This is a genomic window from Streptomyces sp. SID1328 (assembly GCF_009865595.1).
In the GTDB taxonomy this organism is placed as follows: domain Bacteria; phylum Actinomycetota; class Actinomycetes; order Streptomycetales; family Streptomycetaceae; genus Streptomyces; species Streptomyces griseoluteus.
The window spans coordinates 1-10790 of the sequence record NZ_WWKH01000987.1 but is presented as its reverse complement, the minus strand read 5'-3'; the positions used below and the strand labels follow the sequence as shown (position 1 = coordinate 10790).

Below are 10790 nucleotides of genomic sequence, written 5' to 3'. Positions count from 1 at the left end.
CCGTCGGCCAGGGCACGGCGGGCGATGTTGGGCCCGCTGGCCAGGCCCTCCACACAGCCGCGTGCGCCGCAGGGGCACGGTTCGCCGTCCAGGTCGACGCTGATGTGGCCGATGTGACCGGCGTTGCCGGTGGGGCCGGGGTGCAACCGGCCGCCGAGGACCAGTCCGCCGCAGACGCCGGTGGAGACCACCATGCACAGGGCGTTGTCGTGGCCGCGCGCGGCGCCCTGCCAGTGCTCGGCGGCGGTGATGGCGACCCCGTCGCCGATCAGCTCGACCGGCAGACCGCCGGTGGCCGCGCGTACCCGCTCGACCAGCGGGAAGCCGCGCCACCCCGGCACGTTGACCGGGCTCACGGTGCCCGCCGAGGCGTCCACCGGGCCGGCGCTGCCGATGCCGATCACGGAGGCGCGTCCCCACAACGGCGAGGCGGCGAGGTCGCCGAGCACCTGCTCGACGGCCTGCATGACCGTTTCGCCATCCTGTCGCGCGGGCGTCGGGCGCTGGGTGCGCGCCTGAATCCGGCCATGGCCGTCCACCAGCGCACCGGCGATCTTGGTACCGCCGATGTCCAGGGCCGCCACGAGGTCGGTGTGCATCTGAGTCTGGTCTCCCCGTCGAGCCGTAGATGGTGATCCGGTGGGCCTCCCCGGCCTGGTCGCGGTGGGGGCGCGGGCCGGGACGGCGGTGGACAGTCTCTCTCGCACCTGACAACGTTGTCCAGGCTCTATGCTCGACGCCACACGCTTGTACCGGCCTTTGATTGCCCGCCCCACCCTGCGACACCCCCGGACAACAGGACAGGACACCGCACCGTGCCCGAGACCACCCGCCGAGCAGACCGCGCCACCGGCAGCCGTTACGGCAACCGGCCCACCATGAAGGACGTGGCCGCGCGGGCCGGGGTCGGCCTGAAGACGGTGTCCCGCGTGGTCAACGGCGAGCCCGGCGTCACCCCGGACACCGAGCGGCGGGTGAGGGAGGCGATCGAGGCGCTGGGCTTCCGGCGCAACGACAGCGCGCGGGTGCTGCGCAAGGGCCGTACGGCGAGCATCGGCCTGGTGCTGGAGGACCTCGCGGACCCGTTCTACGGGCCGCTCAGCCGTGCCGTCGAGGAGGTGGCCCGCGCGCACGGGGCGCTGCTGATCAACGGGTCCAGCGCGGAGGACCCGGAGCGGGAGCAGGAGTTGGCGCTCGCTCTGTGCGCGCGGCGGGTGGACGGCCTGGTGGTGATCCCGGCCGGGGACGACCACCGCTATCTGGAGCCGGAGATCCGGGCGGGCGTGGCCACGGTGTTCGTGGACCGGCCGGCCGGGGGCATCGACGCGGACGTGGTCCTGTCGGACAACTTCGGCGGCGCCCGTGACGGGGTGGCCCATCTGATCGCACACGGCCACCGCAGGATCGGCTTCATCGGCGACATGCCCCGCATCCACACGGCCGCCGAGCGGCTGCGCGGCTACCGGGCGGCGATGGAGGAGGCGGGGATACCGGTCGCGGAGGGCTGGATGTCGCTGGGCGCGACCGATCCGGAGCGGGTGCGGCGGGCCACGGAGGAGATGCTCGCCGGGCCCGACCCGGTGACCGCCGTCTTCACCGGCAACAACCGGGTGACGGTCACCGTGATCAGGGTCCTGGCCGAGCGCGACCGGCCGGTCGCCCTGGTCGGGTTCGACGACTTCGAGCTGGCCGACCTGCTCCAGCCGGGCGTGACGGTGGTCGCGCAGGACGCGGCCGCCCTCGGCCGCACCGCCGCCGGCCGCCTCTTCCAGCGCCTTGACGGCGCCCCCGGCAGCCCGGAACGCCTCGAACTGCCGACCCGCCTGATCACGCGGGGCTCCGGAGAGCTGCCTCCGGCGGACTGAGGGCACTACCGGGGCCGGGCCGTCGCCAGGTCTTCCAGCTCGGCCCGGCCGAGTCCGCTCGCGGCTGTCACCTCCGCGCTGTCCAGGGCGCCGCAGTGCAGCCCCCGGAGCAGGTAGCCGCTCAGCGCCCGTGCGGTGGCGGGCTCGTCCAGCACATCGCCCCGGGTGCGCGCGGTGTACGCCGCGAGCCGGGCCGCCGCCTGGGCGAACCCCTCGCGGTAGAAGGCGAAGACGGCCGCGTACCGGGTCGGCAGATGGCCGGGGTGCATGTCCCAGCCCTGGTGATAGGCGCGGGCCAGGGCGCGGCGGGTGAGCCGGTGGTGCAGCCGCCAGGCGTCGTGGACCTGTGCGGTCGGGCCGACCGGCAGCACATTGGTGGAGCCGTCCGAGACGCGTACGCCGGTCCCGGCGGCCGCGACCTGCATCACCGCCTTGGCGTGGTCGGCGGCGGGGTGGTCGGGTGCCTGGTGGGCGGCGGAGACCCCGAGGGCGGCGCTGTAGTCGAAGGTGCCGTAGTGCAGTCCGGTGGCCCGGCCCTCGGCCGCCTGGATCATGCGGGCGACAGTGGCGGTGCCGTCCGTGGCGAGGATCGCCTGGCTGGTCTCGATCTGGATCTCGAAGCCGAGCCGCCCGGACTCCAGCCCGTGCGTCCGCTCGAAGGCGTCCAGCACGCGGGCGAACGCCGCGACCTGTTCCGCGTACGTCACCTTCGGCAGCGTCAGGTTCAGCCCCTCGGGCAGGCCGCCGGCCGCCATCAGCCCGGTGAGGAAGACGTCGAGCGTACGGATGCCCCGCTCGCGCACCCCCGCCTCCATGCACTTCACCCGCACACCGAGGTACGGGGGCGAGTCCTCCGCGAGGAGCCGGGCGGCGCGGGCCGCGTCCTCGTCCTCCTCGGCGTCCGGCCGGTGCCCGTACCCGTCCTCGAAGTCGACCCGCAGGTCCTCCACGGGCTCCCGCTCCAGCTTGGCCCGGACCCGCTCGTACACCGGCCCGGCGAGTTCCCCGTCCAGTCCGAGAACGGCCGCGAACGAGCCCGCGTCCGGGGCGTGTTCGTCGAGCGCGGCCAGCGCCCGGTCGCCCCACTCGCGCACGGTGCCCGCGCCGAACACGTCACCGGGCACATACACGGTGTGCACGGGCTGGCGCGTGCCGGGATCGCCCGGGTACCGGAGCGCCAGGTCGGCGTCGACGGGCGCGAGAAGTCCGTCGACCTCCTTGCCGACCTCGCCGCCGAGACTCGTCCTCACTTGCTCCTGCCGACCCATCCCACACCCTCCGGCCTCAACAAACCGTTGAGGGACGGTATCCAGGGCGATCCGGCGGGTCAACAACAGGGCGAGGCCCCCGGGACCGTGTGGGTTCCGGGGGCCTCGTTCAGCGTCGGAGGGATCAGCCCTTGCGGGACTTCACTTCCTCGGTGAGCTGGGGGACGACCTCGAAGAGGTCGCCGACCACGCCGTAGTCGACCAGGTCGAAGATCGGGGCCTCGGGGTCCTTGTTGACCGCGACGATCGTCTTCGAGGTCTGCATGCCGGCGCGGTGCTGGATCGCACCGGAGATGCCGTTGGCGATGTAGAGCTGCGGCGAGACCGACTTGCCGGTCTGGCCGACCTGGTTGGTGTGCGGGTACCAGCCGGCGTCGACGGCGGCACGCGAGGCGCCGACGGCGGCACCGAGCGAGTCGGCGAGGGCCTCGATCAGCGCGAAGTTGTCCGCGCCGTTGACGCCACGGCCGCCGGAGACCACGATCGCGGCCTCGGTCAGCTCCGGGCGGCCCGTGGACTCGCGCGGGGTGCGGCCGGTGACCTTGGTACCGGTCGCCTTGTCGGAGAAGGTCACCGAAAGGGCCTCGGCCGCGCCAGCGGCCGGGGCGGCCTCCACGGCGGCCGAGTTCGGCTTGACCGTGATGACCGGGGTGCCCTTGGTGACCTGGGACTTGGTGGTGTACGACGCGGCGAACACCGACTGGGTGGCGACGGGACCGTCGGCCCCGGCCTCCAGGTCGACGGCGTCGGTGATCAGACCGGAACCGGTGCGCAGCGCCAGACGGGCGGCGACCTCCTTGCCCTCGGCGGAGGACGGGACCAGCACGGCAGCCGGGGAGACGGCCTCGACGGCGGCCTGGAGGGCGTCGACCTTGGGGACGACCAGGTAGTCGGCGTACTCGGACGCGTCGTCGGTGAGTACCTTCACCGCGCCGTGCTCGGCGAGGGCGGCGACGGTGTCGGCGGCGCCATTGCCCAGGGCGACGGCGACGGGCTCGCCGATGCGGCGGGCCAGCGTCAGCAGCTCCAGGGTGGGCTTGCGGACGGCACCGTCCACGTGGTCGACATAGACGAGGACTTCAGCCATGGGATTGCTCTCCTGCGTAACGAAGTTGAGGGGCGGTCTGGGCGCGGGGCCTTAGATGAACTTCTGGCCCGCGAGGTACTCGGCGAGCTGCTTGCCGCCCTCGCCCTCGTCCTTGACGATCGTGCCCGCGGTGCGCGCCGGACGCTCGGTCGCGGCCTCGACCTTGGTCCACGCACCCTCGAGACCGACCTCCTCCGCCTCGATGTCGAGGTCGGACAGGTCCCAGGACTCCACCGGCTTCTTCTTCGCCGCCATGATGCCCTTGAACGACGGGTAGCGCGCCTCGCCCGACTGGTCCGTCACGGAGACCACGGCCGGCAGGGAGGCCTCGAGCTGCTCGGAGGCGGCGTCGCCGTCACGGCGGCCCTTGACGGTGCCGTCCTCGACCGAGACCTCGGAGAGCAGCGTCACCTGCGGCACACCCAGACGCTCGGCGACCAGCGCGGGAACGACGCCCATAGTGCCGTCGGTGGAGGCCATGCCGGAGATCACGAGGTCGTAACCGGCCTTCTCGATCGCCTTGGCCAGCACCAGGGAGGTGCCCATGACGTCGGTGCCGTGCAGGTCGTCGTCCTCGACGTGGATCGCCTTGTCGGCGCCCATCGAGAGGGCCTTGCGCAGCGCGTCCTTCGCGTCCTCGGGGCCGACGGTCAGCACGGTGACCTCGGCGTCGCCGTCCCCCTCGAAGGACTCCGCGATCTGCAGGGCCTGCTCCACCGCGTACTCGTCGAGTTCGGAGAGCAGACCGTCCACGTCGTCGCGGTCGACGGTCAGGTCATCGGCGAAGTGCCGGTCGCCAGTGGCGTCGGGCACGTACTTCACAGTGACAACGATCCTCAAGCTCACGCCGGCTCTCCTACTGCATCGTCTTTTCCGGGCTGCCTCTTGAAGTGCAGCATAGGCGCCTCAAGCGGCCGATCGCGGTCGGGGCGTCCGTGCGCTCCGACCAAAATATTACTCGCCAGTACACCCAGTTCCTGCCCGCTAAGCAAGCGCTTTGAACTGTGACCTTCGCAACGCAGCGTAACCGGAACCCGACGGCTCCGGCCCGGCGGGGCCCAACCCGCTCAGTCCCGCAGGGCGTTGAAGCGTCCCTGGTGATAGAGCAGCGGACGGCCGTCGCCGGACGGGTCGCCCAGCAGCACCTCGGCGAGCACGATCCGGTGGTCCCCGGCCGGTACCCGCCCCACGATCCGGCACACCAGCCAGGCGAGCACGTCGTCCAGCACGGGCACCCGCCCGGGCCCCTCGCGCCACGCGGTGGACGCCCCGAAGCGGTCGGCGCCGCTGCGGGCGAAGGTGGCGGCGAGGTCGCTCTGGTGCTCGGCGAGCAGGTGCACGCCGACGTGGTCGGTGCGCTCGATGGCGGGCCAGCTCGACCCACCGGTGCCTATGCCGAAGGAGATCATCGGCGGCTCGGCGGAGACGGAGCTGAGCGAGGTGGCGGTGAAGCCGACCGGGCCGTGCTCGCCGCGCGCGGTGATCACCGCGACACCGGCGGCGTGCCGGCGGAAGACGGAACGCAGCAGGTCCGGCGAGGCGGGCTGACGGGAACCGAGGCCGGGGGTGGCCGTCATGGGGTCGTCCTTCTGCTGACGGGGGCGAGCTGGTGGGGTCCGGTGCTGTTCAACGGCCCCGGCAGCGGGCGCTCCCGAGGCGGGCCGGGCCGCTGGGGACGACCTGTCCGGCGAGAAGGTGTTCGATCGGCACCGGGCCAGGCTGACGACAGACGGCGGGCGCAGTCAAGTCGCCGCCGGGGCGCCCGGGAGCGCTCAGCCATCGTGCCGCCCGCTCACGGCCTCGCCGAGCGCCGCGATGACATCGGCCCTGCGTGGCTGCCCCTGGGCGCGCCGCACCACCGCGCCGTCCGCGTCGAGGACGAGCACGGTGGGGGTCTTCACGATGCCGAGTTCGCGGACGAGTTCCAGCCTGGCCTCCGCGTCGATCTCGACGTGCGCGACGCCGGGCACCATCCGGGCGACCTCGGCCAGCGTGCGCCGGGTGGCCCGGCAGGGCGCGCAGAAGGCGGAGGAGAACTGCACGAGGGTGGCCCGCTCCCCCGGTTCGCCGCCGAGTTCGGCCGCCGTCAGCCGCCGTACGTCGTCCGCCCCGCGCACCCGTGTCCTCCACCCTGCCGCCGCCGCGGCGCCGCTCGTCCGATCCGTCCTCAACACCAGCACATCGAGGGCCGAATGGATTCCCTGCCTCCGAAAGAGTGGATCGAGGGCGGACGTGACGAGGATCTCGCCGTTACCGGGCACCAGGACTGGTCACCCGTCCGTTATTGGGGCACGATCTGCGAGAGCCGTAAACCTACGGCTCCGTAACTTACCGCCGGGAGCCCCCTTTCCCGAGCAGAGCAGAAAGGGACCACCCCGCTTATGGCAGAGCTGGTCTACCGTCCCGTCGTCGGTCTCGCCAAGACGATGTTCAAGGTCTGGGACCTCAAGATCGACTGCCAGGGGTCGGAGAACATCCCGCGCTCCGGTGGCGCCGTGCTGGTGAGCAATCACATCAGCTATCTGGACTTCATCTTCAACGGCTTGGCCGCCCTGCCGCAGAAGCGCCTGGTGCGGTTCATGGCCAAGGAGTCGGTGTTCCGGCACAAGGTGTCCGGTCCGCTGATGCGCGGCATGAAGCACATCCCGGTCGACCGCGAGCAGGGCGAGACGGCGTACGCGCACGCGCTGGCGTCGCTGCGCGCCGGGGAGATCGTCGGGGTGTTCCCCGAGGCGACGATCTCGCAGTCCTTCACGCTGAAGGGCTTCAAGTCCGGTGCCGCGCGCCTGGCCCAGGAGGCGGGCGTGCCGCTGGTGCCGATGGCGCTGTGGGGCACCCAGCGGCTGTGGACCAAGGGCCAGCCGCGCAACTTCAAGCGCAGCCACACCCCGATCACCATGCGGGTCGGCGAGGCGCTGGAGGCGTCGCGCGAGCAGTACGCGGGCGCGATCACCCGCCGGCTGCGCGAGCGGGTCCAGGAGTTGCTGGACGCCGCCCAGCGCGCCTACCCAGCCCGCCCGAAGGGCGCCGAGGACTCCTGGTGGCTCCCCGCCCACCTGGGCGGCACGGCCCCGACGAACGAGCAGTTGCGCGCGGCCGAGGCCGTCTGAGACGACTACGGCCCGGCCGGACGATTCACCGTCCGGCCGGGCCGTTCGCATGTGCCGGCGAGGCCCTCAGCGGGCCATCTCCTCCTTGAGCGCCGCCACGAAGGTGTCGACGTCGTCCTCGGTGGTGTCGAAGGCGCACATCCAGCGGACGTCACCGGCCGCCTCGTCCCAGAAGTAGAAGCGGAACCGCTTCTGCAGCCGGACGCTCACGTCGTGCGGGAGCCTGGCGAAGACACCGTTGGCCTGCACCGGGTGCAGGATCTCTACGCCGTGCACCGCACGGACGCCCTCGGCGAGCCGCTGGGCCATCTCGTTGGCGTGGCGGGCGTTGCGCAGCCAGAGGTCCTTGGCGTACAGGGCCTCCAACTGCACCGACACGAAGCGCATCTTGGACGCGAGCTGCATGGACAGCTTGCGCAGATGCTTCATGTGCGAGACGGCGTCCTGGTTGATGACCACGACCGCCTCGCCGAACAGGGCGCCGTTCTTCGTCCCGCCCATCGAGAGGATGTCGACGCCGACCGCGTTGGTGAAGGCCCGCATGGGGACGTCCAGGGAGGCGGCGGCGTTGGATATCCGGGAGCCGTCCAGGTGCACCTTCATGCCGTGCGCGTGGGCGTGTTCGCAGATCGCGCGGATCTCGTCGGGCGTGTAGAGGGTGCCCAGCTCGGTGGACTGGGTGATCGAGACGACCTGGGGCATCGCCCGGTGCTCGTCGTCCCAGCCGAACGCCTGCCGGTCGATCAGCTCGGGGGTGAGCTTGCCGTCCGGGGTGGGCACGGTGAGCAGCTTCAGCCCGCCCATCCGCTCGGGCGCGCCGCCCTCGTCCACGTTGATGTGCGCGCTCTCGGCACAGATCACCGCGCCCCAGCGGTCGGTGACCGCCTGGAGCGCGACGACGTTGGCCCCGGTGCCGTTGAACACCGGGAACGCCTCGGCGGTCGCGCCGAAGTGGCTGCGGATGATCCGCTGGAGGTTCTCGGTGTACTCGTCCTCGCCGTACGCGACCTGGTGGCCGCCGTTGGCCAGGGCCACGGCGGCGAGCACCTCGGGGTGCGCCCCGGCGTAGTTGTCGCTGGCGAAACCGCGGACCTGCGGGTCGTGGTGGCGACGGGCGTCGGTCCTGGGAGGGTTCACGGCTTCTCGGTCAGCCACAGACGGGTTCCGTTCAGTTCGGCGGCGGGCCTGCCCCAGACGCCCTCGATGGCCTCGGCCAGCTCCTTGACGTCCGTGAAGCCCGCGAACTTCGCGTTGGGACGTTCCGCGCGCATCGCGTCGTGCACCAGCGCCTTCACCACCAGGATGGCAGCCGCCGCCTTCGGGCCGTCCTCGCCCCCCGCCTTGCGGAAGCCGTCGGCCATGGCCAGCGTCCACGCCTCGGCCGCGGCCTTGGCGGCGGAGTACGCGGCGTTGCCCGCGGTCGGCTTGGACGCGCCCGCGGCGCTGATCAGCAGGTAGCGGCCGTCACCGGCGCGCTGGAGGGCGTCGTAGAAGGCCAGCGAGGTGTGCTGGACGGTGCGGACGAGCAGTTTCTCCAGCAGGTCCCAGTCGGCGAGGTCGGTGTCGTCGAACTTGGCGCCGCCGCGCCAGCCGCCGACCAGGTGGACCAGGCCGTCGACGCGGCCGAACTCCTTCTCGATGCCGGAGGCCCAGGCACGGGTGGAGTCCAGGTCGAGCAGGTCGACCGTCTCACCGGTGACCGTGGCGCCGCCGTTGGCGTAGCGGGCCGCGTCCACCGCCTCCGCCAGCCGGGCGGGGTCGTTGTCCGCGCCGACCACGGTCGCACCCGCCTCGGCGAGCCTGATCAGGGTGGCCCGGCCCGCTGGTCCGCCCGCACCGGCGACCGCGATCACCGCGCCCCGAAGAGCCCCGTTCTGCATCGTCTTCCCTTCTCCCACTGCCGTCTCGTCCCGGCGGTCGCTCACGCGGCGATCCGCTCGGCGCCGTCCGCCGTGATGCCCTTGGTCTCGGCGATCACATTCTTCAGCTTCTTGGCCAGCGCCTCATAGAACATGCTCAGCGGAAACTCGTCCGGGAGCACGTCGTCGACCAGCTTGCGCGGCGGCAGGCTCAGGTCGAGGGCGTCGGGGCCCTTGGCCCACTTGGAGCCAGGGTGCGGGGAGAGGTAGGAGGCGACGAGCTCGTACCCGGCGAACCAGTGGACGAGCTTGGGGCGGTCGATGCCGTCGCGGTAGAGCTGCTCGATGTCGGCGCAGAGCTGGTTGGTGACCTGCGGGGCGCGCTCCCAGTCGATGGCGAGCTTGTTGTCGGTCCAGCGGACCACGTCGTGCTTGTGCAGGTAGGCGAAGAGGAGCTGGCCGCCGAGCCCGTCGTAGTTGCGGACGCGGTCGCCGGTGACCGGGAAGCGGAACATCCGGTCGAAGAGCACGGCGTACTGCACGTCACGGGCCTGCGGGACGCCGTCCCCCGCCAGCTTCACGGCCTCCTTGAAGGCGGTGAGGTCGCAGCGCAGCTCCTCCAGGCCGTACATCCAGAACGGCTGGCGCTGCTTGATCATGAACGGGTCGAACGGGAGGTCGCCGTGGCTGTGGGTGCGGTCGTGGACCATGTCCCAGAGCACGAAAGCCTCTTCGCAGCGCTTCTGGTCGTGCACCATCGCGGCGATGTCCTCGGGCAGCTCCAGGCCCAGGATGCCGACGGCGGCGTCGGTGACCCGGCGGAAGCGGGCGGCCTCGCGGTCGCAGAAGATGCCACCCCAGGAGAAACGTTCCGGCGCCTCGCGGACGGCGATGGTCTCCGGGAAGAGGACGGCGGAGTTGGTGTCGTACCCGGCCGTGAAGTCCTCGAAGGTGATGCCGCAGAACAGCGGGTTGTCGTACCGGGTGCGCTCCAGCTCGGCCAGCCAGTCCGGCCAGACCATGCGCAGCACGACCGCCTCGAGATTGCGGTCGGGGTTGCCGTTCTGCGTGTACATCGGGAAGACGACCAGGTGCTGGAGGCCGTCGGCACGGTTTGCAGCCGGCTGGAAGGCCAGCAGCGAGTCCAGGAAGTCCGGCACCTCGAAGCCGCCCTCGGCCCAGCGGCGCAGGTCGGCCACCAGCGCGCGGTGGTACTCCGCGTCGTGCGGGAGCATCGGGGAGAGCTGCTCCACCGCGTCCACGACCCGGCCCACGGCCGCCCCGGCCTCGGCCCGCTCGGGGGCGCCCTCGGCGGTGAAGTCGATCGAGCCGTCCTTCGACTGCCATGGCCGGATCTGCTCCACCGCGGCCTTGAGGACGGGCCACGCCGGGTGCTCGACCACCCTGGTCAGCGAAGGAACCTGTCCCTCCGGACCGGCCTGCACAAGAATTTCCGTCATGTCCCATCCTCCACGGGAGAACCTCGCGTATGGACACCGTATGCGTACCCCGTTTTGCCGAACAAGAGGGGGGCCGGGAAATTATTCTGCGCGGCCGCATGGTCACCGCTGTTTTTCCCGCCTCAAACCGTGACCGCGCTC

At 71.7% G+C, this 10790-nt stretch carries 11 protein-coding genes; 2 read left to right on the top strand and 9 right to left on the bottom strand.

Going from position 1 to position 10790, the window contains the following annotated elements; genetic code table 11:
• Positions 1-599 (bottom strand): ROK family protein (locus GT030_RS31780; RefSeq protein WP_161204041.1); only part of this gene is annotated, 599 nt, incomplete at its 3' end.
• A gap of 216 nt (positions 600-815) precedes the next feature.
• Here GT030_RS31780 and GT030_RS31775 point away from each other — a divergent pair.
• Complete coding sequence (locus GT030_RS31775) at positions 816-1865, top strand: LacI family DNA-binding transcriptional regulator (protein ID WP_161204040.1); 1050 nt, start codon at positions 816-818, stop codon at positions 1863-1865.
• A 5-nt stretch (positions 1866-1870) separates the two neighbouring features.
• Here the strand turns inward: GT030_RS31775 and GT030_RS31770 are convergent, their stop codons facing one another.
• The 5 genes from GT030_RS31770 to GT030_RS31750 form a co-directional block, all read right to left on the bottom strand.
• The gene (locus GT030_RS31770) at positions 1871-3133 is read right to left on the bottom strand and encodes an aldolase/citrate lyase family protein (RefSeq protein WP_161204039.1); all 1263 of its coding nucleotides are present in this window, start codon (positions 3131-3133) and stop codon (positions 1871-1873) included.
• A gap of 124 nt (positions 3134-3257) precedes the next feature.
• Positions 3258-4220, bottom strand: coding sequence for an electron transfer flavoprotein subunit alpha/FixB family protein (locus GT030_RS31765; RefSeq protein ID WP_161204038.1), 963 nt, complete (start codon positions 4218-4220; stop codon positions 3258-3260).
• A gap of 51 nt (positions 4221-4271) precedes the next feature.
• Positions 4272-5066 (bottom strand): electron transfer flavoprotein subunit beta/FixA family protein, encoded by a 795-nt coding sequence (locus GT030_RS31760; protein ID WP_086693319.1) that lies wholly within the window; start codon positions 5064-5066, stop codon positions 4272-4274.
• 221 nt (positions 5067-5287) lie between these two features.
• The gene (locus GT030_RS31755) at positions 5288-5797 is read right to left on the bottom strand and encodes a flavin reductase family protein (protein WP_161204037.1); all 510 of its coding nucleotides are present in this window, start codon (positions 5795-5797) and stop codon (positions 5288-5290) included.
• A 195-nt stretch (positions 5798-5992) separates the two neighbouring features.
• The gene (locus GT030_RS31750; protein ID WP_202460807.1) at positions 5993-6397 is read right to left on the bottom strand and encodes a thioredoxin family protein; all 405 of its coding nucleotides are present in this window, start codon (positions 6395-6397) and stop codon (positions 5993-5995) included.
• Positions 6398-6601: 204 nt separating this feature from the next.
• Between GT030_RS31750 and GT030_RS31745 the strand changes: the two genes are divergently transcribed.
• Positions 6602-7330, top strand: coding sequence for a lysophospholipid acyltransferase family protein (locus GT030_RS31745; RefSeq protein WP_161204035.1), 729 nt, complete (start codon positions 6602-6604; stop codon positions 7328-7330).
• 66 nt (positions 7331-7396) lie between these two features.
• On the opposite strand, the gene GT030_RS31740 is transcribed toward GT030_RS31745, so the two are convergent.
• The 3 genes from GT030_RS31740 to GT030_RS31730 are packed head-to-tail and all read right to left on the bottom strand — an operon-like array spanning position 7397 to position 10649.
• Positions 7397-8467, bottom strand: coding sequence for a low specificity L-threonine aldolase (locus GT030_RS31740; protein ID WP_161204034.1), 1071 nt, complete (start codon positions 8465-8467; stop codon positions 7397-7399).
• On the bottom strand, positions 8464-9210 hold the full coding sequence (locus tag GT030_RS31735; RefSeq protein WP_161204042.1) for an SDR family oxidoreductase: 747 nt from the start codon (positions 9208-9210) through the stop codon (positions 8464-8466). Before GT030_RS31735 ends, GT030_RS31740 begins: the two co-directional genes overlap by 4 nt.
• 41 nt (positions 9211-9251) lie before the next feature.
• A complete protein-coding gene (locus tag GT030_RS31730; RefSeq protein WP_161204033.1) occupies positions 9252-10649 on the bottom strand; it encodes a DUF6421 family protein in 1398 nt (465 codons plus the stop codon).
• Between the last annotated feature and the right edge of the window lie 141 nt (positions 10650-10790).